Source organism: Microbacterium sp. CCH5-D1, from assembly GCF_001557335.1.
Lineage (GTDB): Bacteria > Actinomycetota > Actinomycetes > Actinomycetales > Microbacteriaceae > Microbacterium > Microbacterium oxydans.
Genome location: NZ_LSJW01000095.1, coordinates 42,489 through 65,209, shown reverse-complemented (window position 1 = coordinate 65,209; position 22,721 = coordinate 42,489). Strand labels below are relative to the sequence as shown.

Genomic DNA, 22,721 nt, shown 5'->3' with positions numbered 1-22,721 from the left:
GGCAGCGACTGGACGGCGGCCATCTCCAGCTTCCTCCTGTTCGCCTCCGGGGCGATCATCCCCGTGCTGCCGTGGATCTTCGGGCTTCAGGGCACCACGGCGATCATCGTCGCCCTCGTGCTCGTCGGCATCGCCCTCCTGAGCACAGGCGCGATGGTGGGAGTGCTGTCCGGGGGCCCGCCCCTTCGTCGAGCACTCCGCCAGCTCGCCATCGGGTTCGGGGCTGCCGCGATCACCTACGCGCTCGGTGTGCTGTTCGGCGTCGGCGCGGCCTGAACGATCCGCGATCCGGCGGGCGCTGCGTCCCCGCCGGATCGCGGAAGACGAACCGCATCGCGGAACGCGAAGAAGGCCCCGGATCCTGGGATCCGGGGCCTTCTTCTTCCTGTGCGCGGAGGGGGACTTGAACCCCCACGCCCTTACGGGCACTACGACCTCAACGTAGCGCGTCTACCATTCCGCCACCCGCGCAGGTTTTGGATGATCGTTGCCGACCGAAGAATGACATTACCATGTCCTCCGCGGCCTCTCGAACCGAGGCGCACGCCCGGGCGTGGCGCGACGTTTCGATAGCCTGGACCCATGACTGAACCGTCCCTCCCGGAGGTCGTGCGCATCGCGAGCGACCTGATCCGCTTCGACACCTCCAACTTCGGCGGCGGCAACGCGAAGGGCGAGCGGGAAGCCGCGGAGTATGTCGGGGCCTACCTGGAGGGGCTCGGACTCGAGGTCGAGTACTACGAGCCGATCCCGCGCCGCACGAACGTCATGGCACGAGTGGCGGGACGCGACAGGGAAAAGCCCGCACTCGTCGTGCACGGGCACCTCGATGTGGTCCCGGCCATGGCCGAGGATTGGAGCGTCGACCCGTTCGCCGGATTGGTGCAGGACGGGATGCTCTGGGGCCGTGGGGCCGTGGACATGAAGAACATGAACGCGATGATCCTCACCTCGGTCGCCGAGATCCTGCGTGCGGGTGAGCAGCCGGAGCGCGACCTCGTTCTCGCGTTCTTCGCCGACGAGGAGAACGGCGGGGTCGAGGGGTCGGCGCTCGTCGTGCAGAACCGCCCGGAATGGTTCGAGGGTGCCGCGGCCGCGATCAGCGAGGTCGGCGGCTACTCGATCACGGTCGACGACCGCCGCGCCTATCTGCTGCAGGTGGGGGAGAAGGCCCTGATCTGGATCCGTTTGGTGGCGAAGGGACGAGCGGGACACGGCAGCCGCCTGCACGACGACAACGCGGTCACGAAGCTCGCTGAGGCCGTCGCGGCGATCGGACGCACCCGGTGGCCGATCCGCCTGACTCCGACCACCAGAGCGCTGCTCGAGGGGCTGAGCACGCTGTCAGGTCGCAGCGCGGACGACCCTGACGCTCTCGCCGCAGCCGCAGGGCCGGCCGAGGCCTTCCTCCGCTCCTCGTTCCGCACCACCACGAACCCGACGGCGCTGACCGCGGGGTACAAGCACAACGTCATCCCGGAGCGGGCGGAGGCGCTCATCGACGTGCGAGTGATCCCCGGCACCGAGGACGAGGTCCTGGCCGAGCTCCAGCAGATCGTCGGAGACGAGATCGTCATCGAGACGGTCGTCCGTGACATCGGTATGGAGACGCCCTTCGAAGGGGATCTCGTCGAGGCGATGGTCGCCAGCATCGGTCGTCATGACCCCGGGGTTCCGGTGATCCCGTATCTGCTCGGTGCCGGTACCGACAACAAGGCGTTGGCGTACCTCGGGATCACGGGCTACGGCTTCGCACCTCTCAGGCTCCCGGCCGACCTCGACTTCACAGGCATGTTCCACGGAGTCGACGAGCGAGTACCCGTAGAATCGCTTGTCTTCGGCCAGCGGGTGCTGACCGATCTGCTGCGCACGTACTGAGCGCCGCGCGCTCCGTGCCTCCTCCGACCTGAAAGCCCTCCATGCACCTGCTCGAAGCACTGATCCTCGGCGTCGTCCAGGGACTCACCGAGTTCCTCCCGATCTCCTCCAGCGCACACCTGCGCATCCTCGGGACGTTCCTCCCCTCCGGTGAGGACCCGGGCGCGGCGTTCACCGCGATCACCCAGATCGGCACCGAGGCCGCAGTCGTCGTGTTCTTCTGGCGAGACATCGTACGCATCGTGACCCAGTGGTTCCGCTCCCTCGTGGGGAAAGCGCCTCGCAACGATCCGGACGCGAGGATGGGCTGGTTGATCATCATCGGCAGCATCCCGATCGTGGTGCTCGGGCTGCTCTTCCAGGATCAGATCGAGACCGTGTTGCGCTCGATGTGGATCGTCGCGGTCATGCTGATCGTCTTCGGAATCCTGCTCGGTGTGGCCGATTACGTGGGGGCGAAGCGCCGCAAGCTCGACGATCTGACCTACCCGCACGGCATCGCATTCGGTTTCGCGCAGGCGCTGGCCCTGATTCCCGGCGTCTCCCGTTCGGGCGGAACCATCACCATGGGCCTGTTCCTGGGCTACGAGCGCGCCGCGGCTGCGCGTTATGCGTTCTTGCTGGCGATCCCTGCGGTGTTCGGCAGCGGCTTCTACCAGGTGTTCAAGAGCTGGGACGAGCCCTCGTTCTTCTCCTTCGGCGACACCCTCGCCGCGACCGGCATCGCGTTCGTCGTCGCGCTCGGCGTGATCGCGTTCTTCATGAACTGGATCTCGAAGCGCAGCTTCCTGCCGTTCGTGATCTACCGCATCCTGCTCGGAACCGTGCTGCTCGTGCTGCTCGGCACCGGCGTGATCGCAGCCTGAGCGCGAATCAGCGCTTGCGGTCTCCCGGACCGTCGTCCCGTCGACGGAGGTAGCGCTCGAAGGCCTGCGCGATCGCGTCTCCGGACGCTTCGGGGGAGTCCCACGTGTCGCGCGTGCGCTCGAGCTGGCGGATGTACTCCGCCATGTCCTCATCCTCGGAAGCGGCGGCGTCGATGGACGCCTCCCACGCGGCAGCCTCCGTCCGCAGCACCTGACGGTCGACATCGACGCCGGTGAGTTCCTCGAGCCGGTCCAGCAGCGCGAGGGTCACCTTCGGCGAGGGAGTCGCCGAAGCGACGTAGTGCGGCACACTCGCCCACAGGCTCGCTGTGGGGATTCCCGCATTCTCGGCGAAGTGCTCGAACACCGTGAGGATTCCCACCGGACCCTCGTACATCGATCGTTCCAGGGCGTGCGCCTCGCGCACCTGCTCGTTCTGGCTGGAGGCGAAGATCGATATCGGTCGGGTGTGCGGCACGTCGGAGAGCATCGCACCGAGGGTCACCAGCCCGGTGATGTCGTCACGCAACGCGACGTCGATGAACTCGGAGGCGAACGCCTGCCACGTGCGCGCGGGCTCGGCGCCGGTGAGCAGCCAGATCTCGGGACCGGGCCCGGGATCGCGCGGCCGCCACAGTCCTGCTTCCGGCCAGGTCAGCTGGCGTCGTCCCTCGGCGTCCATGCGTGTCGATGGGCGCGTGTACTGGTAGTCGAAGTACAGCTCGGGGTCGACGGAATGCACGAGGTCGTACTCCGAGGATCTCCGCAGTGCCTCGATGGCGCCGCTCGCTGCTTCACCCGCATCGTTCCAGCCGTCGAAGGCGGCGATGACGATGCGCGGACCGAGAACATCCATCGAGGCTCCCTTCGAGATGGCGGTCGTGATCCTTCCAGGCTAGTCCGCGGAGGCGGGATGCGGGCGGCACCACGGCTAGCATGGGTTCAGTGAGCAGAAAGCCCAGCGCGGTCCTGTGGGACATGGATGGAACACTCGTCGACACCGAACCGTATTGGATGGCGGCCGAGACGGCGCTCGTCCAGTCGTTCGGAGGCTCCTGGACCCATGAGGATGCACTTCAGCTCGTGGGAAGCGGCCTGATCGACAGCGCGGTCATCCTGCAGAACGCCGGAGTCGCCATGGAAGCCGAGGCGATCGTCTCGCATCTCACCGACGTCGTGCAGGAGTCGCTGCGCACCCAGGGCGTCCCGTTCCGCCCCGGTGCGCGCGAACTGCTCCGCGACCTCCGCGACGCGGGGATCCCGACAGGGCTGGTGACGATGTCGTTGCGCCGCATGGCCCTCAACGTGGTCGACCTGATCGAGTTCGACGCGTTCGACATCGTGGTCGCGGGCGACGACGTGGACAACCCCAAGCCGCATCCCGAGCCTTACCTGCAGGCAGCGGCTCTTCTGGACGTCGACATCGCCGAGGTGATCGTCATCGAGGACTCGCCGACCGGGGTGCGAGCGGGCCTCGCCTCGGGCGCGCTCACCCTCGCGGTCCCGCACATAGTGCCTCTCGACCACCTCGGCGCTCACGAGCTGTGGGACACGCTGGACGGCCGAGGCGCGGTGGATCTGACCGATCTCTACGACAGCCGCGCAACCGCGACAGGAGCCGCCCGATGACCGAAGCCAGACCGAACCGGCCGAGTGGCCCCTTCCGCGCCGGCGACCGCGTGCAGCTCACCGGCCCCAAGGGGCGCCTGCACACCGTGACGCTCCGCGAGGACGGCGAGCTGCACACGCATCAGGGCGTGCTCCGCCACCGCGACCTCATCGGACTTCCCGACGGCTCCGTCGTGGCGAACAGCTCGGGGCACGACTACCTGGCGCTGCGTCCGTTGCTGCGCGATTTCGCGATGTCGATGCCGCGCGGAGCGGCGATCGTGTACCCGAAGGACGCGGCGCAGATCGTGATGCAGGCCGACATCTTCCCCGGCTCGGTCGTGGTCGAGGCGGGTGTCGGCTCCGGCGCTCTCTCCCTTTCCCTCCTGCGAGCCGTGGGACCGGCGGGAACGCTGATCTCCTTCGAACGCCGCGAGGACTTCGCCGATGTCGCCCGCGGCAACGTGGAGACGTTCTTCGGGGAGCGCCCTGACACCTGGCGCGTCGTGGTCGGCGATCTCGTGGAATCCCTTCCCCGCGAGGTGACGCCGGCCTCCGTCGATCGGGTGGTGCTCGACATGCTCGCTCCGTGGGAGTGCATGGACGCCGTCGCCGATGCGCTGACCCCCGGTGGCGTCGTGCTCTGCTACGTGGCGACAGCCACTCAGCTCTCCCGTGTGGCGGAGTACATCCGCGCCACGGGTCTCTTCACCGAACCCGATGCCTCCGAGACGATGGTTCGCGGCTGGCATGTGGAGGGCCTCGCCGTGCGGCCTGATCACCGCATGGTCGCGCACACCGGCTTCCTGCTCACCGCGCGCAGGCTCGCGCCGGGTGCGGTCGCCCCCTCCGTGAAGCGACGGGCATCCAAGAGCAGCTATGGCGACGAGGACGTGGAGGCGTGGACCCCCGGTGCCGTGGGCGACCGCGAGATCAGCGACAAGAATCTCCGCAAGCGCGCACGGGAGGCGGAGAAGGCTGCGGAAGGGGCGCGCCTTGCCGCCGCATCGCGCGATTCCGGGCACGCGACGGAATAGACTGGAGCGCGTGCGTAAAACGTCCGCCGTTCTGGCCTCCCTCAGCCTCGCCGTCCTCGCCCTGACGGGCTGCACCGCGACCGCATCCGACGGTGTCGCCGCCTGTGATCGCGGTGGTGACGACAAGATCCTGAACGTCGCCGACGTGAGCGGTGACCTCGGTTCGCTGCCCGACGTCGAGGTCTTCGGGCCCGTCAAGTCCGACAAGACGGCCTTCGCAGATGTGACGGTCGGCGATGGCCTCGCGCTGGGCTCGAAGTTCCAGCCCGTGGTGCTCGATATCGCCTTCTACGGCGGCGACAGCGGCGAGAAGCTCTACCAGTCCGAGTTCAACGGCGACCAGAGCCGCGTGCACAGCATCGACTACTGGGCGCAGCGCTCTGCCGGTCTGTCCGATGTGCTGGAGTGCGCGACCGAGGGCAGTCGCGTCCTCGCCGTGCTCACCCCGGAGGACTTCGGCGAGCAGAACGTCCAGGCGTTCGGACTCGAAAAGGGGGAGAACATCGTGGCGGTCATCGATGTGCTCGATGTGATGCCGGCGAAGGCATCCGGCGCGTTGCAGTTCAATGACGCGCGAGGACTCCCCACCGTGGTGCGCGCTCCCGACGGCACGCCGGGCGTCATCATCCCCGACGTTCCCGCGCCCAAGGAGATCACCACGCAGACGCTGATCAAGGGCGACGGTCCGAAGGTGAAGAAGGACGACATCGTCGTCACCAACATCATGGGCGTCGGTTGGGACGACAAGAAGGTCACCACGAGCTCGTGGGGTGCCGATGCCAGCGTCAGCGTGGCTGCCGAACAGCTCGTCGGAGCCACGGTCGGATCCCAGCTCCTCGTCGTCTTCCCCGCCGCCGAGAACGCTCCGGCCACTGCGGTCGTCGTTGACATCCTGGGCGCAGTGACGGCGCCCACGCCGTGATGGCAGCCCGGATCCCCGCGGAGGAGCGTCTGACGAATCTCGTCGTGGCGCTGATGGCCACGGAGATCGGGTTGACCAAGCAGCAGATCCTCGACAACGTCTCCGGCTACCGGCAGCGCGCCGAGGCCGGTACCCGGTCGGATGCGCTCGAGAAGATGTTCGAGCGCGACAAGGACGAGTTGCGCTCGCTCGGCGTACCCATCGAGACCATCGGGGACGCCGCGGATCCGAACGATCTCCGCGAGGCGCGCTATCGCATCCCGCAGGCGGAGTACGACCTCCCCAGCGACATCGAGTTCTCGCCGGCCGAGCTCGCGGTGCTGCAGCTCGCCGGAAGCGTCTGGAGCTCCGAATCGGTCTCCGGGGACGCGCAGTCCGGCGTCCGCAAAATTCGCGCCCTCGGCATCGACGGCGACGAGCCGATCATCGGGTTCGCGCCGCGCATCACCGCGCGCGATGCGGCGTTCTCGCCTCTGCAGGATGCGATCGAGCGGTGCAGGGTGGTCACGTTCGAGTACTTGAAGCCCGGAGAGGATGCGCCGCGCCGCCGCCGTATCCGGCCGCTGGCTCTGGTCGACTACGAGGCACGGTGGCATGTCTACGGCATCGATGTCGATGTGGAGGAGGACCGCACCTTCCTGCTCAGCCGAATCGTCGGGGACGTACGCATGACTCCCCAGAGCTTCGATCCGGTGCTGCGCGACGGCGCAGGAGATCGCGCACTCGCCGGGCTGGAGCGCGTCGCCGCCGAGAACTCGGCCCTTCTGGAGGTCACCCCCGGCACGGAGGCGGCGTTGCGGCTGGGACGACGCGCCTCGCCGGCTACGCAGGGCATCAACGTGCCCTTCGTCGACCTGCATATCCTCGCCGACGAGCTCGCCTCGTACGGACCGGAAGTACGAGTGGTCGACCCGGCACCCTTGCGGGAAGCCGTGATCTCGCGGCTGCGTGCCGTCGTGAACGCCCACTCCGGAGCGGAGGAGACGAAGTGAGCGCGAGCTCGAAGCCCCTGCTCGCCGCCGATCGCGTGCGCCTGTATCTCACACTGGTTCCCTATCTCCTGGAGCACGGACAGGTCTCTCTCGAGGAGGCGGCCGCGGAGTTCGCCGTCACGCCGCAGGAGATGCGGGGGATGGTGGAGAAGCTCACCGTGATCGGTCTCCCCGGAGAAGCGGGGTACTGGCAGCAGCCGCAGGAGATGTTCGACATCAACTGGGACCTCCTCGATCTGGAAGACGTGATCGAGATCACGAACGATGTGGCTCTGCGCCGCGTCCCGCGCTTCACCGCTCGCGAGGCTGCGGCGCTGCTCGCAGGGCTCCAGATGGTCGCGGCGGTCCCGGCCGTCTCGGACTCGGGTCTCGTCGCCGGACTGATCTCCAAGCTGTCCCGTGGCGCGGCGGACGCGCCCGCCGATGTCGTCGTCGCCCCCAGTGCCGTCGACGAGGTGCGCGAGGCGGTGGCCCGCGGACTGCATGAGGGCGTCGCGATCGCGTTCACGTATCAGGCTCCCGACGCCGCGCCGACCACTCGCACCGTGGATCCGATGCAGATCCTCATCACCAACGGTCAGTGGTACCTCCAGGGGTGGTGCCATCTGCGCAAGGCCATGCGCACTTTCCACCTCGACCGGGTCAGCGCGCCGGCGCTCACCGACATCCCGATCACGCATCAGGGAGATCACGTCCCCGAAGCCTTCGCAGGGCTCGAGGAGGAACGGACCGTCACGGTGCGGGTGCAGGAGAGGCTGGCTCCTCTGCTCGGCGGTTTCGTGCCCACCGGAACCACCGACGCGGTGGACGGTGCGGTCACAGCGCAGCTGCACCTCGCGGACCCGCGGGGTATCAAGCGGCTCGCTGCGCGCTTCGGCGGGGCGATGGAGGTGCTGGAGCCCGCGCTGGGCCGTACGGCGACGAGGGAGTGGGCTGCTGCGGGACTCGCGCTCTATCACCAGCCCGAAGCAGAGGTTTGATCTGTAGACTGGATCGAACGCTCACCGACGACGGGAAACCTGACATGTTCGCTGGAATGCAAGGCTGGCACCTGCTGATTGTGCTCGCCGTGATCCTCCTCCTGTTCGGTGCGGCCAAGTTGCCGGCTCTCGCGAAGAGCATGGGCCAGTCGGCTCGCGTGTTCAAGGGCGAGATGAAGGCCATGAAGGACGACGACGCCGCTCGCACCGACTCCGCAGCCGCCGAGCCGACCACGGTGAAGGACTCGGGCATCGACCCTGAGACCCCGCCCCGCGCCTGACCGGCCGTGGCAGCCATCGAACCGACCGTGATGCCGAAGGCGGATCGGGATCGACGGATGTCGCTCGGCGCGCATCTCGTCGAACTGCGCAAGCGCCTCATGTTCGCTGCGCTCGCTCTGCTCGTCGGAATGGTGATCGCCTTCCTCATCGCCGATCCGATCATCAACTTCATCACCGAACCGGTCCGCATCATCGCCGAGAAGCGCGGAGACGATTTCAGCGCGCTCAACTTCGGCACCGTCACGGCCGCGTTCGACATGCGCATGCGCATCGCGTTCTCGATCGGCATTTTCCTGTCCGCGCCCGTGTGGCTGTGGCAGATCTGGGCGTTCATCATGCCCGGACTCACGCGCAAAGAGGTCAGGTACACCGTCGGCTTCGTGGTCGCTGCCGTTCCGCTGTTCTTCGCCGGCTGCTACCTCGGCGTCATGATCATGCCGCACATCATCGAGCTGATGTGGAGCTTCACCCCGGCAGGCGCGACGAACCTGTACTCGGCGCAGGAGTACTACGACTTCATCTTCAAGCTGATGATCGTGATCGGCATCTCCTTCGTGCTGCCGGTGTTCCTCGTCGCCCTCAACCTCGCAGGTGTGATGTCCGGACGGGCGATCCTCAAGGGATGGCGCGTCGCGATCATCATCGCGACGGTCTTCGCCGCGCTCGCGACACCCGCGGCAGACGTCGTCAGCATGCTGATGCTGGCCGGCATCCTCATCGTGCTGTTCTTCGCCGCTGCCGGTCTCTCGCTCATCTTCGACCGGCGCAAGCGCAAGCGTGACGAGGCATCAGGGCTTCTGCCGGATCCGGCATGAGCTCGCCTTCGGAGAAGTACGCTCGCGCGCGGGAAGCGGGGGAGCATCCGCAGTCAACGGCGTTCGCGGCGCTGCAGAAGTTCGATCTCGACCCGTTCCAGGTCGCCGGCTGTCATGCACTCGAGGGTGGACGAAGCGTGTTGGTCGCTGCTCCGACAGGTGCAGGCAAGACGATCGTCGGCGAGTTCGCGATCCATCTCGCGATGCAGACATCGAGCGACAAGGCCTTCTACACGACGCCGATGAAGGCACTGTCGAACCAGAAGTTCCGCGAGCTGGTCGACGTCTACGGGGCCGATCAGGTGGGCCTGCTCACCGGCGACACCAACATCAACGGCAATGCGCGGATCGTCGTCATGACGACCGAGGTCCTGCGCAACATGATCTACGCCGACTCGGCGGCGCTGAGGGATCTGCGCTACGTGGTCATGGACGAGGTGCACTACCTCGCTGACCGATTCCGTGGAGCGGTCTGGGAAGAGGTCATCATCCACCTCCCCGCCCGCGTCCGCCTGGTGTCGTTGAGCGCGACGGTGTCGAACGCGGAGGAGTTCGGCGACTGGCTGGACACGGTGCGCGGCGATACCGAGGTCATCGTCTCCGAGATCCGTCCCGTGCCGCTCGAACAGCACGTCCTCGTCCGTGACGACCTGCTGCCGCTGTTCGACGATCGGGCGGGTCTGGCCACCGCGCAGGTCAACCAGGAGCTCATGCGGATCCGCTCCGCGACGGGCACGACATACGAGAACAACCGGCAGGCGCAGTCGTACCGCAGCGACCGCCATGCCGGACGTCAGGCGAAGCGTCCGCCGCGCGGGGGACGACGTCCGGTCCGTGCTGCCAACGCGCGCCGCATCGAGCGAATGGATCGGCCCGACGTCGTCCGTCTGCTCGAACGCGCGAATCTGCTCCCTGCCATCTTCTTCATCTTCAGCCGCGTGGGGTGCGATGCCGCGGTACAGCAGGTGCGCCGCTCCGGTATCAGGCTCACGTCCAACGAGGAGCGCGCGGAGATCCGCGCCATCGTCGAGGAGCGCACGCGGACCCTCCAGGACGAAGACCTCGGTGTGCTCGGCTACTGGGAATGGCTCGACAACCTCGAACGCGGAATCGCCTCGCACCACGCGGGCTTGCTGCCCGCTTTCAAGGAGGTCGTCGAGGAGCTCTATCAGCGCAAGCTCGTGAAGGTGGTCTTCGCCACCGAGACGCTCGCCCTCGGCATCAACATGCCGGCGCGCACCGTCGTCCTCGAGAAGATGGAGAAGTTCAACGGCGAAGCCCGCGTCGCCATCACGTCGGGGGAGTACACCCAGCTCACCGGTCGCGCAGGGCGTCGCGGCATCGACGTCGAGGGCCACGCCGTCGTGCAGTGGACCGAGGGCATGGATCCGCAGGCGGTCGCCGCACTCGCGTCCCGGCGCACGTATCCGTTGAACTCCAGCTTCCGCCCGACGTACAACATGGCCGTGAACCTGATCGACATGTTCGGCAAGCCCAGGGCGCGGCAGATCCTGGAATCGTCGTTCGCGCAGTTCCAAGCAGATCGGGCCGTCGTCGGGCTCGCACGCCAGGTGCGCGAGGCCGAGGAGTCGTTGGCCGGCTATCAGAGCGCGATGGCCTGTGAGCACGGGGACTACCCCGAGTACGCGGCCATCCGGCGCGAACTGAGCGACCTCGAGAAGAAGAACCGGCAGGACTCGAACGCCCCTCGCGCTTCACGCGACAAGCGGATGAAGCGAATCCAGTCGTTGCGCACGCAGATGCAGCGGCACCCGTGCCATCGTTGTCCGGATCGCGAAGCTCACGCGCGGTGGGCGGAGCGGTATTGGAAGCTCAAGCGCCAGACCGATCGGATCCGCCGTCAGATCGAGACGCGCACCGGCACGGTCGCACGCGTCTTCGACCGCGTGGTCGAGGTACTGGAGACGCTCGACTACCTCACCGAAGTCGACGGAGAGACGGCGCTGACCGAAGCGGGACGCACCATGCGTCGCATCTACGGCGAGCGGGATCTGCTCGTCGCGGAGTCGCTCCGTCAGGGACTGTGGGCGGGGCTGGATGCTCCTTCACTCGCGGCGATGGCGTGCTGCCTCGTCTATGAGCCTCGCCGTGACGAGGCGAATTCGGGGGAGCGGGGTCTGCCCCGAGGCGCCTTCCGGGCCGCATACGAGAAGACGACGACGCTCTGGGCCGAGCTCGACGATCTGGAGCAGGATCACCACCTGCCCGGGAGTGAGCCGCTGGCGGCAGGGCTGGCCGGGGCGATGCACTCCTGGGCCCGCGGCGGCATGCTCGACCGCGTCCTGATCGACGCCGACATGGCTGCGGGAGACTTCGTGCGCTGGGCCAAGCAAACGATCGATCTGCTCGATCAGCTCTCCATCGTCGCGGAAGATGCCGCACTCGCACGAACGGCACGGGCCGCGCTCGATGGCGTGCGCCGCGGCATCGTCGCCTACTCGTCGATGTGAGATGGACGGAATGACCTCGAAAACCGCGCCACAACGCGCCCTCCTGCCCCTCTGGGCTGCTGTGCTCGCCGCCGGACTGGCCGCCCTGGTGATGAACCTGGCGTATCCGGAGGCCGCGATCTGGATCTTCGCCTTCCCAGCGACAGCTCTTCTGCTGCTCGCGCTGATAGGACGACGGTTCGGGGGTGCGCTGCTCGTCGGGCTGGTCTACGGCATCCTGTTCTTCGGGCTCCTGGTCTCCTGGACATCGCGATACCTCGGCCCCATCCCGTGGGCCGCCCTGAGCGTCGTCGAGGGCGTGCTGACGGCGATCGCCCTCATCCCGATTGCGCTCGCCTATCGCTGGCTCCCGAAAGCCTTCCCCGGGACAGCGGGGCGCCTTCTGGGGCTCCCGACGGTCGTCGCGGCCCTCTGGGTCGGCCGCGAGCTGTTCGTCGGCTCCTGGCCCTACGGCGGCTTCCCTTGGGCACGTATCGGTATGAGTCAGGCCGAGAGTCCCCTCGCGTCCGTCTCCTCCTGGGTCGGCGTGAGCGGGCTCAGCTTCCTGATGGTGCTCGTCGTGGCGATGCTGATCGAAGTCGTGCGGCTGCGCGCATGGCGCCGGCCCTTGCGGCTGATCGCGCCGGCAGCCCTCGTGGTGGTGCTGCTGTTCACCCCGCTCTTCCCGACCGCGACCAGCGGCTCGATGCGGATCGCCGCCGTGCAGGGGAACGGCCCGACGGGGTACTTCGACGATCGCGAGCCGTTCGCGGTGATCCAGGCGCAGACAGAGGCGACCGCCCCTCTTTACGGCGAAGACGTCGATCTGCTGGTCTGGCCGGAAGGGTCATTGGACGCGGACCCTTTTCAGACCGATGCGCTGGCGCGGCGGATGACCCTCATCGCGAACCGGATCGACGCACCGCTCCTCGCCAACGCGCCAACAGGTCGTGACGACCGCTTCTTCAACACCTCGATGCTCTGGAACCTCGACGGCACCGCGAGGCAGCTGCACGACAAACGGCACCCCGTCCCCTTCGGCGAGTACGTGCCGGATCGCCCGTTCTTCAACGCGCTCGCCCCGGAGCTGATCGGTCTCATCCAACGGGAGTACACGCCGGGTTCGAACCCTCCGATCGTCGACGTCGACGGGGTCCGCGTCGGTCTCGCCATCTGCTTCGATGTGATCTACGACGATGTGATCTGGCAGGGCCTGAACGCGGGGGCAGAGGTGCTGGTGTTCCAGACCAACAATGCCGACTTCCGTGGCACGGACGAGAACCTGCAGCAGCTGGCCTTTGCACGCATGAGGGCCATCGAGACCGGCAGAAGCGTGGTGAACGTCTCGACCGTCGGCACGAGCCAGATCATCCGTGCTGACGGCTCCACGGTCACGAGCCTGGACGCAGATGAGGCCGGAGCCATGCTCGAGGATGTCGAGCTGCGCTCCGGCCTCACGGCTGGTGTGGTGCTGGGCCCCTGGATCCAGGCAGTCGTGCTGTGGGGCGGTCTCGGCGCGCTCCTCGTCGGGTGGTGGCGCGCCAGGAGGCGCTAGGCGCCGATCTTCTCGCGGGTCGGGTCTTCTCCGGCACCGCGGCGGGCCCGGATGAAGGCGAGGCGCTCTTCCAGCAGCTCCTCGAGCTCGGCGCGCGTACGGCGCTCCAGCAGCATGTCCCAGTGGGTGCGGGCGGCCTTCTCGTCGCTCGCCTCGAGCGTGACGGCCTGGCCGTCGACGTTCAGTCGAGCCTCGGCACCGCAGGCGCGGCACTCCCAGGTCTGGGGCGGCTCGGCATCCGCCGCGAACATCAGGTTCGTGACGTGGCCGCATGTGTCACAGGTGTAGGTGGTCTCACGGCGCTCCATGAAAACGACGCCCTCTTCGCTCTGTAGGCTCTGGGCGCCGAGTCGGATGCCGCGCAGGCTGCGATCTGCCATTGTGTGGTCCTCTCGTCGCTGTCAGGTATAACGCTCCAGCCTGTGGGCTTCATCCACGCGGGCGAGTTCTCGGCGGAACTCACAGGTTAATCCCAGCGGAGGAGGTTATGAGGCGGGTCGCCGCTAACGCGGGGCGAGAGTCTTCAGGGCGAGATCAGCGCGGTCCGAGACGATGCCGTCGACACCGAGGTCGATGAGACGGCGCATGTCTGCGGCCTCGTTGACGGTCCAGATGTGCACCTCCACCCCGTGCCGGTGCGAGGCCCGCAGAAGAGCAGGAGTCAGCACCGTCAGCGCGCGGTGGCGCTCCGGGATCTGCAGAGCATCGATGCCGCGAAGGATGCGCGCGGGGGAGAGGCGGAGTGCCGAGAGCGCGCGCAGGGAGGCGATCGTCGCGCTGCCTCCGGACGTGGCCGGACGAAGCGCCGCCCCTGCCCGCAACACGGACGCCACCGTTCCCCGTCGATTGGCGTCGGAGAAGCTCGTCACGAGCACCCGGTGCGTGTCGTCGACCAGGATCTTCCCGAGAGGCTCGACAGCGGACGACGTCTTCACGTCGATGTTGAACCGCACGTCCGGGAAGGAATCGAGTGCTTCTGCGACGGTCAGCAGGCCTCCGTGGTCCTCGAACAGGGTGCGCAGCTCACGTGTACTCACCTCACCGACCGGCCGGGGGTCGCCGGTGAGTCGTGCGATGTCGTCATCGTGGAAGAGCACCACGTCGCCGCTCGCTGTGACCTGACAATCGGTCTCGATGTACTCGACGCCGGCGGCATGGGCGGCCGCGAAAGCCCCGGCGGAGTTCTCCCAGACGCCGGAGTCCTCGCCCGCCGCGGTGATCAGACCACGGTGGGCGAGGACTCGGGGATTCCGCGTCTTCGAGAAGTACGGGTGCGTCACGCGCCGGGAAGCGTGTTCGACGGGCCCTGGCCGGGCTTCGGCGTGAACGCGGTGCCGATGCCCTTGAGCGCCTCGGTGAGTTCGCTGGGGATGATCCAGAGCTTGTTGGACTGCCCCTCGCTGATCTTCGGAAGCATCTGCAGGTACTGGTAGGCCAGAAGCTTGTCGTCCGGCTCGCCCTGGTGGATGGCGCTGAAGACGTTCTGGATGGCCTCGGCCTCACCCTGGGCGCGCAGCACTGCGGCTTGCTTGTCACCTTCCGCGCGGAGGATCTCCGCCTGCCGCGCACCCTCGGCTTCGAGGATCGCGGACTGCTTGGTCCCCTCAGCGGTCAGGATCGCGGCGCGGCGGTCACGCTCGGCTCGCATCTGCTTCTCCATCGAGTCCTGGATCGAGATGGGCGGGTCGATGGCCTTGAGCTCGACCCGGCCGACGCGGATGCCCCACTTGCCTGTCGCCTCGTCGAGGACGACTCGCAACTGACCGTTGATGTTGTCACGGCTCGTGAGCGCTTCCTCGAGGTTGAGGCCACCGACCACGTTTCGAAGCGTGGTGGTCGTCAGCTGCTCGACGGCGCCGAGGTAGTTCGCGATCTCGTAGGTCGCCGCACGCGCGTCGGTCACCTGGAAGTAGACGACGGTGTCGATCGAGACCACGAGGTTGTCCTCGGTGATCACCGGCTGCGGCGGGAAGGACACGACCTGCTCGCGCATGTCGATCAGAGGCCGCAGCCTGTCGATGAACGGCACGAGCACGTTGAGGCCCGGCGTCAGTGTCTTGTGATAGCGCCCGAGACGCTCGACCACCCCGGCCGTGGCCTGCGGGATGATGCGGATCGCTCGCGCGACGGTGACCACCACGAAGATGATCACGGCGATCACGAGGATCCACAGGATCGCTGTGGGGATGAACGATGCGTCGTTCACGGGGTTCTCCTAGTCGTTCACGGGACGGACGATGGCCGTGGCGCCGTTGATCGCGGTCACGGCGACCGGGGCACCCTGGGGGATGGGAACGGGGGTGGCGGTGCGCGCGGTCCAGGTGTCGCCGTTCGCGAGCTTGGCCTGGCCGGAGATCTGCGTGATGTCGTTCAGCGCGATCCCGCGAAGGTCTATGAGGGCGTCGACGTTCGACCTGGTCGGATCCTCGCCGCGGTGCAGGCGTCTGAGAAGGGGAGGGCGCAGGAACAGGATGAACAGGGCGGCAGCGGCGGCGGCGATGATCACCTGCAGCCACACGGGGACGCCGACCAGATCCGTGACGAGACCGACGACTCCGCCGAAGCTGAGCATGAGGAACGTGAAGTCCAGCGAGAGCATCTCGATCACCAGGAATACGGCGATGAGAACCAGCCAGCCGATCCACGCCCATTGCTCGATGAACGTGACGAACGTCACGATGTTGTCCATGCGGCCTCCTTTGTGGTCAACGTATCACGCGCAGAGCGCCGGATCAGGGCGCCACTGCGTGCGCTTGGTAGGGTGTGAAGGCCGTGCGATCACGGCTTTTTTCGCGCATCATGAGGAGTCACCGTGACCGACGTTCTTCCCGCAGGATCCCTCGACGGCAAGGTCGCCCTTGTCACCGGTTCATCGCGGGGGATCGGCGCCGACACCGTCCGCTACCTGGCGGAGGCCGGTGCCGACGTCGTCATCAACTTCCGCAACAAGGCCCCCCGGGCCGAGAAGCTCGCCGCCCAGCTGCGGGAACTCGGTCGCCGTGCGCTCGTCGTGGGTGCCGACCTCACCGACCCCGAGTCCGTCGCTGCGATGTTCGAGGCTATCCGCGCCGAGTACGGCCGCCTGGACGTACTCGTGCTCAACGCCTCAGGGGGCATGGAGTCGGGCATGGCTGCGGACTACGCGCTCACCCTGAACCGCGACGCGCAGCTCAACGTGCTCGACGCCGCTACCCCGCTGCTCTCTGACGGAGCACGCGTGGTGTTCGTCACCAGCCACCAGGCGCACTTCATCCGCACCACACCGACCATGCCGGAGTACGAGCCCGTCGCCCTCTCCAAGCGTGCCGGCGAGGACGCCCTCCGGGAGCGCATCCCGGGCCTCGCCGAGAAGGGCATCGGCTTCACGGTCGTGTCGGGCGACATGATCGAGGGCACCATCACGGCGACGCTGTTGGAGCGCGCGAACCCGGGGGCGATCGCCGAGCGCCGGGAGTCGGCGGGCAAGCTCTACAACGTCTCGGAGTTCGCTGCCGAGGTCGCCAGGGCGGCCGTCGACGCGGTGCCCGCTGACAACACGCGCCTCGTCGGTGACGTGAGCGCTTTCGCGGCCGAGTAAGAGCACGAGAAGAGCGGCCCCGTATTGCATCGCAAGTCGGGGCCGCTCTCGTTTCAGGCGATGAGCGTCAGTTCGTCGCTCCGCCCTGAACGGCGGAGACGTACTCCTTCGCATCCCGACCGAGCGTGATGGCACGGACGATCTGGATGATTCCGAGCACGACCAGCGAGATCCCCAGCAGCAGCCAGAAGGCGAAGCCGGCGATCAGCGGCGAGAACAGCACGATGATTCCCGCGACGATGCTCAGGATCGCGTAGAGGACCGTCCAGACGCGCGATCCGTCGCTGCCCAGCAGGGACAGAGCGACGATGCCGTCGACGATCCAGCTGACACCGATGAAGATCACGACGACGAAGGCGAGCGTGGCCGCAGCGACGTTCAGGTTGAAGAACGCGATCACACCTGCAGCGATGTAGAGCAGTCCGAGGACGATGTGACCGACGCGCGCCCACCCGCCCTTGGCGCTCGAGAAGATGCCGAGGCCGACGTAGACGAGCCCGGCGACGATCAGGTACGAGGCGAAGATCGCCGTCACGATGACCGCGGACTTGACCGGCCAGACGAGGAGGACGATACCCGCGATCAGCGCGAGAACACCGGCGACGGCCAGCGTGACGCGGATCGACTTGAACAACGACTTCGCCTCTGCGAGTGGTTCAGACATGGTGAGGACCCCTTTCTGAGAAAATCCTGTGAGGATGCCCTTCAGGGTAGCGCCCCTGAGGGCGGGAGCGGGGGAGAAGCGCCCGCCCGCGTTTCTCTTCGTCACGCCGGGAAACTCCCCGACACGATTCCCCGACGTGGCAAGATCATCCTCGTGACGGACCTCGACCACGCTCGGCTGCGCGAGCTCGCCGTCATGCGACGGGTCCGCGATCGCATCGATCGGGAGTACGCCCGACCTCTGGATGTCGAAGCGCTGGCGCGCGGAGTGCACATGTCGGCCGGACACCTGAGCCGGCAGTTCCGCGAAGCCTATGGGGAGTCGCCGTACTCGTATCTGATGACGAGGCGGATCGAACGCGCCATGGCTCTGCTGCGGCGCGGCGACCTGACGGTGACGGAGGTGTGCTTCGAAGTCGGATGCTCCTCGCTCGGCACCTTCAGCACGAGGTTCTCGGAGCTCATCGGTGTCTCACCCAGCGTGTACCGTGAACGCGCCACGACCATCGAGGGAATACCGTCCTTCCAGGCGAAGCAGGTCACGAGACCGATCAGGAATAGAGAAGCGCCGCGCCCCGACGCCCACCTAACGTGAGAGCCATGAGAATCAGCATCCACTACGCATTCCTTCCGCACACCGATGCGGAAGCCGCCCTCGCGTTCTACCGCGACGCTCTCGGATTCGAGGTGCGCAACGACGTCGGCTACGACGGATTGCGATGGCTCACCGTCGGCCCCGTCGGTCAGCCTGAGACGTCGATCGTCCTCCACCCGCCGGCAACAGATCCCGGCATCACCGATTCCGAGCGGCAGACGATCCTCGAGCTGATCGCGAAGGGCAGCTACGCTGCTCTCACCCTCGCCAGCGATGACCTCGACACGCTCTTCGAGAGCCTGGTCGAGCACGGCACCGATGTCGTGCAGGAGCCGATGGACCAGCCCTACGGCGTGCGCGATTGCGCGTTCCGCGACCCGGCCGGGAATCTGCTCCGTATCAATCAGACCGCTTAGACCAGACCACCTGATATCTCCACCGCAGAGCCGAAGGACCCCGATGAGCACCGAAGCGCACCCTGCCGACACCCATGACCTCATCCGCGTCCAGGGCGCGCGTGAGAACAACCTCAAAGAGGTCAGCGTCGACATCCCGAAGCGCCGTTTGACCGTCTTCACCGGTGTCTCCGGCTCGGGCAAGAGCTCGCTCGTCTTCGACACGATCGCCGCGGAATCGCGCCGGATGATCGACGAGACCTACAGCGCATTCGTGCAGGGCTTCATGCCGTCGGTGCCGAGGCCCGACGTCGATGTCCTCGAGGGACTGACAACCGCGATCATCGTGGACCAGGAGCGGCTCGGCGCGAACCCGCGTTCGACGGTCGGCACGGTGACGGATGCCAACGCGATGCTGCGCATCCTGTTCAGCAAACTCGGGCAGCCGTACATCGGCGGACCCACCGCCTTCTCGTTCAACATCCCGACGCAGAGAGCCAGCGGGGTGATGACGGGCCCTGGCGGTGAGAAGAAGATCGTGAAGGACGCGATCTACCTCGGCGGCATGTGCCCGCGATGCGAAGGCAGGGGAGCGGTGTCCGACCTCGATCTCGCCCAGATCGTCGACGAGTCGCGGTCTCTCGACGAAGGGGCCATCATGGTTCCCGGCTACACGGCGGACGGCTGGATGGTGAAGGGCTTCTCTCAGTCGGGGTTCTATCCCGCCGATAAGCCGATCTCGCAGTTCACCGACAAACAGCGTCAGCTCTTCCTCTACGGAGAGGTCACGAAGGTCAAGATCTCCGGGATCAACATGACCTACGAAGGCCTCATCCCGAAGATCACCAAGTCGATGCTGTCGAAGGATCTCGATGCGTTGCAGCCGCACATCCGTGCTTTCGTCGAGCGCGTCGCCACATTCGCGGTGTGCCCGGAGTGCGACGGCACGCGACTCACCGAGGGTGCACGGTCATCGAAGATCGAGGGCGTGAGCATCGCGGACGCATGCCGCATGCAGGTCACAGACCTCGCGGACTGGGTCCGGGGGCTCGACCTTCCCGGCGCGGGTCCACTGCTTCAGGCGCTCAGCGCGAACCTCGATGCCTTCGTGACCCTGGGACTCGGCTATCTCAGTCTCGAACGGCCTTCGGGCACGCTGTCCGGGGGAGAGGCACAGCGCATCAAGATGCTGCGCCACCTCGGTTCCTCGCTCACCGACATCACCTACGTGTTCGACGAGCCGACCATCGGATTGCACCCGCACGATATCCAGCGCATGAACGGGCTCCTGCTGCAGCTGCGCGACAAGGGGAACACGGTGCTCGTGGTCGAGCACAAACCCGAGACGATCATGATCGGCGACCATGTCGTCGACCTGGGCCCCGGTGCGGGCAGCGCCGGCGGAGAGATCTGTTACGAGGGAACGGTCGAGGGTCTCAAGGCCAGCGGCACCAAGACCGGCGATCACCTCGAGGACCGGGCGCAGTTGAAGCAATCGGTGCGCACCGGCACCGGCGCGATCGACGTCAGAGGCGCGACCGCCAACAACCTGCAGGACGTCGACGTCGACATCCCGACGGGCGTGCTCACGGTCGTCACGGGCGTCGCGGGCTCGGGCAAGAGTTCCCTCATCCACGGGTCGGTCTCGAAGCGCGACGGCGTCGTGGCGATCGATCAGGCCGCGATCAAGGGCTCGCGACGAAGCAACCCCGCGACGTACACAGGCCTCCTGGAGCCGATCCGCAAGGCGTTCGCCAAGGCCAACGGCGTGAAGCCGGCTCTATTCAGCGCGAACTCAGAGGGCGCCTGCCCGTCGTGCAAGGGCGCCGGCGTGATCATCACGGAACTCGGATTCATGGACACGATCGAGACGCCCTGCGAGGACTGCGGCGGCAAGCGCTTCCAGGCAGCTGTTCTCGAGTACAAACTCGCCGGCAAGGACATCACCGAGGTGCTCGATCTGCCTGTGTCCGAAGCGCGGGTGTTCTTCGGTGAGGGCGAGGCGAAGCTCCCGGCGGCTTCCGCCATCCTCGGCCGGATGGAAGACGTGGGTCTCGGCTACCTGTCGCTCGGGCAGCCGTTGTCGACCCTGTCGGGTGGTGAGCGCCAGCGGATCAAGCTCGCGATCCAGATGGGGGAGAAGGGCGACGTCTACGTGCTCGACGAACCCACGACCGGTCTGCACCTCGCCGATGTCGACAAGATCCTCGGGCTGCTCGATCGGCTCGTCGACGCCGGGAAGACGGTGATCGTCATCGAACATCATCAGGCGGTGATGGCCCATGCAGACTGGATCATCGATATCGGGCCCGGCGCCGGTCATGATGGCGGCAAGATCGTGTTCGAAGGGACACCTGCAGATTTGGTATCCCAAAAATCCACACTGACGGGGGAGCACCTCGCTGCCTACGTCGGAGCGTAAGGGCATGCCGGTCGACCGCTCCCACATTCGTGTCAAAGCCATGCTTGTGGCCACCCACAGCGACGGCGCTCGGCACCTCGTCAGCCAGCACGGTGCGACGGCGGAGAACCCGCTCGGCTTTCACCGGCTGATCGGCGGCGGTGTCAAACTCGGCGAGACACACGAGAAGGCGATACTCCGCGAAGTCCAGGAAGAGCTCCAAGCCGATGTGGTCGATCTGGCTTTCCTGGGCGTCGTTGAGAACATCTTCCGATACGACGGCGAGCTCGGTCATGAAATCGTTGCGCTGTACTGCGGCAGGCTGCGCCCAGAACCTGCATTGGAGGGCGGCACCCTCACGGAGTCCGACGGATCGATCGTGCCGATCCTATGGCGCCCATTCGACGACGACGATGTGTCGGCACCGCTGTACCCGTCAGCGGCGAACCGCTGGATTCGCGACGTCGTCTCCCATGCAGCAGCCCCGGGAGCATGAGGGGCCCGAGAGCACAGAGTCCCATCTCTTCGCGCCACTCTCGACTCGTGAGCTATATCCGATAATGCACATTATGTCAGCTAGCAGAAAGCAGCCCGTCCCCCTCAGACTCGCGTGAGCGGGAGATGCGGGTGCGGTGGCAACTCGACATCGATCGGATCTCCCGCAGCCACGCGCCCACCCCGCGACACGATGCCCATCACGCCGGCGAGGCGGACGACCTTGCCGTCACCGGCGTTCCGCACCACCTGCTTGAGCAGCCCCGACTGGAATCCGTTGATCTGCTGGCACGGATTGCGAAGCCCCGTGACCGTCACCACAGTCTCTCCGATTCGCAGTCGTGATCCGACAGGCAGCGCGAGCAGATCGATGCCCTGCGTCGTGATGTTCTCGCCGAGGTCCCCTGGAGCCACGAGATGGCCACCCTCCTTCAGGGTCTCGAAGAGCTCGCCGTGGATCAGGTGCACCTGCCGGAGATTCGGTTGGGACGGATCGGCGGCCACCCGCGATCGGTGCTTGACCGTCGCTCCACAGTGCGCATCGCCGTCGACGCCCAGACCCTCTAGCAGCGAGATGGATCCCCGTGTCTCCTTGCTGAACGTGTGAGAAGCACTGGAATGGACCGCGACGACCCGAGCAAGCATGTCTTCATTGTTCCACGAGCCATCCAGCCGCTCACCGTGCGATGATCGGGGCGTGAGTCCCCCTATGCATGCGCCCGCGGGCTACGTCTGCCCGTTCTGCGCTTTCCTCGAGGGCACGCATGACGATCACAACCTGCCCACAGACGTGGTCGCTGTCACTGAACGCGCTTACGCCCGGATCGCTCCGAAGTGGTGGCCTGGGAACCCGGGCGCGGTGCTTGTCATCCCTCGGACGCATGTGGAGAACATCTACGACCTTTCGCCGTCGGACAGCGCGGCGGTGTGGGACCTCACCCAGAGAGTCGCCATCGGCATCCGCTCCTCATACGCGTGTGAGGGCACCTCGATCCGCCAGCACAACGAACCCGCCGGAGGCCAGGACGTCTGGCATCTTCACGTTCACGTGTTCCCCCGCCACCCGGACGACCGTCTGTACCAGCGGCATGATGACGCGGAATGGGTCGATCCGGCTCACCGCCAAGCCTTCGCGACCAGGCTCAGGACAGCCCTCGGCATGCCGTTCCAGCTCACCTGACGCCCGTCAGACCCGAGAGCATTGCGAGAA

The 22,721-nt window shown here is 66.7% G+C and carries 25 protein-coding genes and 1 tRNA gene; 18 read left to right on the top strand and 8 right to left on the bottom strand.

Features of this window, described 5'->3' with window-relative positions; all coding sequences use genetic code 11:
* Positions 1-276 (top strand): VIT1/CCC1 transporter family protein (locus tag AX744_RS06745; RefSeq protein WP_197429167.1); only part of this gene is annotated, 276 nt, incomplete at its 5' end.
* 112 nt (positions 277-388) lie between these two features.
* Here AX744_RS06745 and AX744_RS06740 read toward each other — a convergent pair.
* Positions 389-471, bottom strand: a tRNA-Leu gene (locus tag AX744_RS06740).
* Positions 472-582: 111 nt separating this feature from the next.
* Between AX744_RS06740 and AX744_RS06735 the strand changes: the two genes are divergently transcribed.
* On the top strand, positions 583-1,878 hold the full coding sequence (locus AX744_RS06735; protein WP_061015941.1) for a M20/M25/M40 family metallo-hydrolase: 1,296 nt from the start codon (positions 583-585) through the stop codon (positions 1,876-1,878).
* A 41-nt stretch (positions 1,879-1,919) separates the two neighbouring features.
* Positions 1,920-2,744, top strand: a complete 825-nt coding sequence (locus tag AX744_RS06730; protein ID WP_017830635.1) for an undecaprenyl-diphosphate phosphatase — start codon at positions 1,920-1,922, stop codon at positions 2,742-2,744.
* Between the two features lie 7 nt (positions 2,745-2,751).
* Here the strand turns inward: AX744_RS06730 and AX744_RS06725 are convergent, their stop codons facing one another.
* The gene (locus AX744_RS06725) at positions 2,752-3,600 is read right to left on the bottom strand and encodes a PAC2 family protein (RefSeq protein WP_061015939.1); all 849 of its coding nucleotides are present in this window, start codon (positions 3,598-3,600) and stop codon (positions 2,752-2,754) included.
* Between the two features lie 80 nt (positions 3,601-3,680).
* Here AX744_RS06725 and AX744_RS06720 point away from each other — a divergent pair, with 80 nt between their 5' ends.
* Genes AX744_RS06720 through lnt form a run of 9 tightly spaced genes read left to right on the top strand, consistent with a single transcriptional unit; the run spans position 3,681 to position 13,385 of the window.
* Positions 3,681-4,373: an HAD family hydrolase gene (locus AX744_RS06720; RefSeq protein WP_371861856.1), complete on the top strand. Its 693-nt coding sequence runs from the start codon at positions 3,681-3,683 to the stop codon at positions 4,371-4,373.
* On the top strand, positions 4,370-5,389 hold the full coding sequence (locus AX744_RS06715; protein ID WP_061015937.1) for a tRNA (adenine-N1)-methyltransferase: 1,020 nt from the start codon (positions 4,370-4,372) through the stop codon (positions 5,387-5,389). Before AX744_RS06720 ends, AX744_RS06715 begins: the two co-directional genes overlap by 4 nt.
* 10 nt (positions 5,390-5,399) lie before the next feature.
* Positions 5,400-6,311 (top strand): hypothetical protein, encoded by a 912-nt coding sequence (locus AX744_RS06710; protein WP_058631170.1) that lies wholly within the window; start codon positions 5,400-5,402, stop codon positions 6,309-6,311.
* Positions 6,311-7,303, top strand: a complete 993-nt coding sequence (locus AX744_RS06705) for a helix-turn-helix transcriptional regulator (protein ID WP_058631171.1) — start codon at positions 6,311-6,313, stop codon at positions 7,301-7,303. The genes AX744_RS06710 and AX744_RS06705 overlap by 1 nt, the downstream gene beginning before the upstream one ends.
* Positions 7,300-8,283, top strand: coding sequence for a helix-turn-helix transcriptional regulator (locus AX744_RS06700; RefSeq protein ID WP_061015935.1), 984 nt, complete (start codon positions 7,300-7,302; stop codon positions 8,281-8,283). The genes AX744_RS06705 and AX744_RS06700 overlap by 4 nt, the downstream gene beginning before the upstream one ends.
* Before the next feature lie 44 nt (positions 8,284-8,327).
* Complete coding sequence (tatA, locus tag AX744_RS06695; RefSeq protein WP_021200561.1) at positions 8,328-8,564, top strand: Sec-independent protein translocase subunit TatA; 237 nt, start codon at positions 8,328-8,330, stop codon at positions 8,562-8,564.
* Positions 8,565-8,621: 57 nt separating this feature from the next.
* A complete protein-coding gene (tatC, locus tag AX744_RS06690) occupies positions 8,622-9,380 on the top strand; it encodes a twin-arginine translocase subunit TatC (protein WP_045265395.1) in 759 nt (252 codons plus the stop codon).
* Positions 9,377-11,851 (top strand): DEAD/DEAH box helicase, encoded by a 2,475-nt coding sequence (locus AX744_RS06685; RefSeq protein ID WP_058631173.1) that lies wholly within the window; start codon positions 9,377-9,379, stop codon positions 11,849-11,851. The genes tatC and AX744_RS06685 overlap by 4 nt, the downstream gene beginning before the upstream one ends.
* 1 nt (position 11,852) lies before the next feature.
* Positions 11,853-13,385 (top strand): apolipoprotein N-acyltransferase, encoded by a 1,533-nt coding sequence (gene lnt, locus AX744_RS06680; RefSeq protein ID WP_061015934.1) that lies wholly within the window; start codon positions 11,853-11,855, stop codon positions 13,383-13,385.
* Here the strand turns inward: lnt and AX744_RS06675 are convergent.
* The 4 genes from AX744_RS06675 to AX744_RS06660 all read right to left on the bottom strand — a co-directional run bounded on the left by AX744_RS06675 (position 13,382) and on the right by AX744_RS06660 (position 16,074).
* Entirely contained in the window at positions 13,382-13,765 is a 384-nt protein-coding gene (locus AX744_RS06675; protein ID WP_021200565.1) for an RNA polymerase-binding protein RbpA, read from the bottom strand. The two genes, lnt and AX744_RS06675, sit on opposite strands and share 4 nt — an antisense overlap.
* Positions 13,766-13,888: 123 nt before the next feature.
* Positions 13,889-14,665, bottom strand: coding sequence for a glycerophosphodiester phosphodiesterase family protein (locus tag AX744_RS06670; protein WP_046746997.1), 777 nt, complete (start codon positions 14,663-14,665; stop codon positions 13,889-13,891).
* Positions 14,662-15,591 (bottom strand): SPFH domain-containing protein, encoded by a 930-nt coding sequence (locus tag AX744_RS06665; protein ID WP_061015932.1) that lies wholly within the window; start codon positions 15,589-15,591, stop codon positions 14,662-14,664. Before AX744_RS06665 ends, AX744_RS06670 begins: the two co-directional genes overlap by 4 nt.
* A gap of 9 nt (positions 15,592-15,600) precedes the next feature.
* Complete coding sequence (locus tag AX744_RS06660; protein WP_046746995.1) at positions 15,601-16,074, bottom strand: NfeD family protein; 474 nt, start codon at positions 16,072-16,074, stop codon at positions 15,601-15,603.
* Between the two features lie 123 nt (positions 16,075-16,197).
* Between AX744_RS06660 and AX744_RS06655 the strand changes: the two genes are divergently transcribed.
* Positions 16,198-16,962, top strand: coding sequence for an SDR family oxidoreductase (locus tag AX744_RS06655; protein ID WP_046746994.1), 765 nt, complete (start codon positions 16,198-16,200; stop codon positions 16,960-16,962).
* Positions 16,963-17,029: 67 nt separating this feature from the next.
* Here the strand turns inward: AX744_RS06655 and AX744_RS06650 are convergent, their stop codons facing one another.
* Positions 17,030-17,626: an HdeD family acid-resistance protein gene (locus tag AX744_RS06650; protein ID WP_058631176.1), complete on the bottom strand. Its 597-nt coding sequence runs from the start codon at positions 17,624-17,626 to the stop codon at positions 17,030-17,032.
* A 195-nt stretch (positions 17,627-17,821) separates the two neighbouring features.
* Here AX744_RS06650 and AX744_RS06645 point away from each other — a divergent pair, with 195 nt between their 5' ends.
* From AX744_RS06645 to AX744_RS06630, 4 genes are read left to right on the top strand one after another with little or no spacing between them, the layout of a single operon-like run.
* Positions 17,822-18,220, top strand: coding sequence for a helix-turn-helix transcriptional regulator (locus AX744_RS06645; protein ID WP_058631215.1), 399 nt, complete (start codon positions 17,822-17,824; stop codon positions 18,218-18,220).
* A gap of 5 nt (positions 18,221-18,225) precedes the next feature.
* Entirely contained in the window at positions 18,226-18,636 is a 411-nt protein-coding gene (locus AX744_RS06640; RefSeq protein ID WP_061015930.1) for a VOC family protein, read from the top strand.
* Between the two features lie 43 nt (positions 18,637-18,679).
* On the top strand, positions 18,680-21,037 hold the full coding sequence (locus AX744_RS06635; protein WP_061015928.1) for an ATP-binding cassette domain-containing protein: 2,358 nt from the start codon (positions 18,680-18,682) through the stop codon (positions 21,035-21,037).
* 4 nt (positions 21,038-21,041) lie between these two features.
* Complete coding sequence (locus AX744_RS06630) at positions 21,042-21,512, top strand: NUDIX domain-containing protein (protein ID WP_061015925.1); 471 nt, start codon at positions 21,042-21,044, stop codon at positions 21,510-21,512.
* A 104-nt stretch (positions 21,513-21,616) separates the two neighbouring features.
* Here the strand turns inward: AX744_RS06630 and AX744_RS06625 are convergent, their stop codons facing one another.
* The gene (locus AX744_RS06625; protein WP_061015923.1) at positions 21,617-22,156 is read right to left on the bottom strand and encodes an MOSC domain-containing protein; all 540 of its coding nucleotides are present in this window, start codon (positions 22,154-22,156) and stop codon (positions 21,617-21,619) included.
* Between the two features lie 52 nt (positions 22,157-22,208).
* On the opposite strand from AX744_RS06625, the gene AX744_RS06620 reads away from it, so the two are divergent.
* Positions 22,209-22,691: an HIT family protein gene (locus AX744_RS06620; protein ID WP_231728751.1), complete on the top strand. Its 483-nt coding sequence runs from the start codon at positions 22,209-22,211 to the stop codon at positions 22,689-22,691.
* The last annotated feature ends 30 nt before the right edge of the window (positions 22,692-22,721 follow it).

Bases quoted from the DNA above. Each gene is read 5' to 3' on its own strand.
- AX744_RS06735 (WP_061015941.1), top strand. From the start codon at position 583: ATGACTGAACCGTCCCTCCCGGAGGTCGTGCGCATCGCGAGCGACCTG.
- AX744_RS06730 (WP_017830635.1), top strand. From the start codon at position 1,920: ATGCACCTGCTCGAAGCACTGATCCTCGGCGTCGTCCAGGGACTCACC.
- AX744_RS06725 (WP_061015939.1), bottom strand. From the start codon at position 3,600: ATGGATGTTCTCGGTCCGCGCATCGTCATCGCCGCCTTCGACGGCTGG.
- AX744_RS06720 (WP_371861856.1), top strand. From the start codon at position 3,681: ATGGGTTCAGTGAGCAGAAAGCCCAGCGCGGTCCTGTGGGACATGGAT.
- AX744_RS06715 (WP_061015937.1), top strand. From the start codon at position 4,370: ATGACCGAAGCCAGACCGAACCGGCCGAGTGGCCCCTTCCGCGCCGGC.
- AX744_RS06705 (WP_058631171.1), top strand. From the start codon at position 6,311: ATGGCAGCCCGGATCCCCGCGGAGGAGCGTCTGACGAATCTCGTCGTG.
- tatA (WP_021200561.1), top strand. From the start codon at position 8,328: ATGTTCGCTGGAATGCAAGGCTGGCACCTGCTGATTGTGCTCGCCGTG.
- tatC (WP_045265395.1), top strand. From the start codon at position 8,622: ATGTCGCTCGGCGCGCATCTCGTCGAACTGCGCAAGCGCCTCATGTTC.
- AX744_RS06685 (WP_058631173.1), top strand. From the start codon at position 9,377: ATGAGCTCGCCTTCGGAGAAGTACGCTCGCGCGCGGGAAGCGGGGGAG.
- lnt (WP_061015934.1), top strand. From the start codon at position 11,853: ATGGACGGAATGACCTCGAAAACCGCGCCACAACGCGCCCTCCTGCCC.
- AX744_RS06675 (WP_021200565.1), bottom strand. From the start codon at position 13,765: ATGGCAGATCGCAGCCTGCGCGGCATCCGACTCGGCGCCCAGAGCCTA.
- AX744_RS06660 (WP_046746995.1), bottom strand. From the start codon at position 16,074: ATGGACAACATCGTGACGTTCGTCACGTTCATCGAGCAATGGGCGTGG.
- AX744_RS06650 (WP_058631176.1), bottom strand. From the start codon at position 17,626: ATGTCTGAACCACTCGCAGAGGCGAAGTCGTTGTTCAAGTCGATCCGC.
- AX744_RS06645 (WP_058631215.1), top strand. From the start codon at position 17,822: ATGCGACGGGTCCGCGATCGCATCGATCGGGAGTACGCCCGACCTCTG.
- AX744_RS06640 (WP_061015930.1), top strand. From the start codon at position 18,226: ATGAGAATCAGCATCCACTACGCATTCCTTCCGCACACCGATGCGGAA.
- AX744_RS06635 (WP_061015928.1), top strand. From the start codon at position 18,680: ATGAGCACCGAAGCGCACCCTGCCGACACCCATGACCTCATCCGCGTC.
- AX744_RS06630 (WP_061015925.1), top strand. From the start codon at position 21,042: ATGCCGGTCGACCGCTCCCACATTCGTGTCAAAGCCATGCTTGTGGCC.
- AX744_RS06625 (WP_061015923.1), bottom strand. From the start codon at position 22,156: ATGCTTGCTCGGGTCGTCGCGGTCCATTCCAGTGCTTCTCACACGTTC.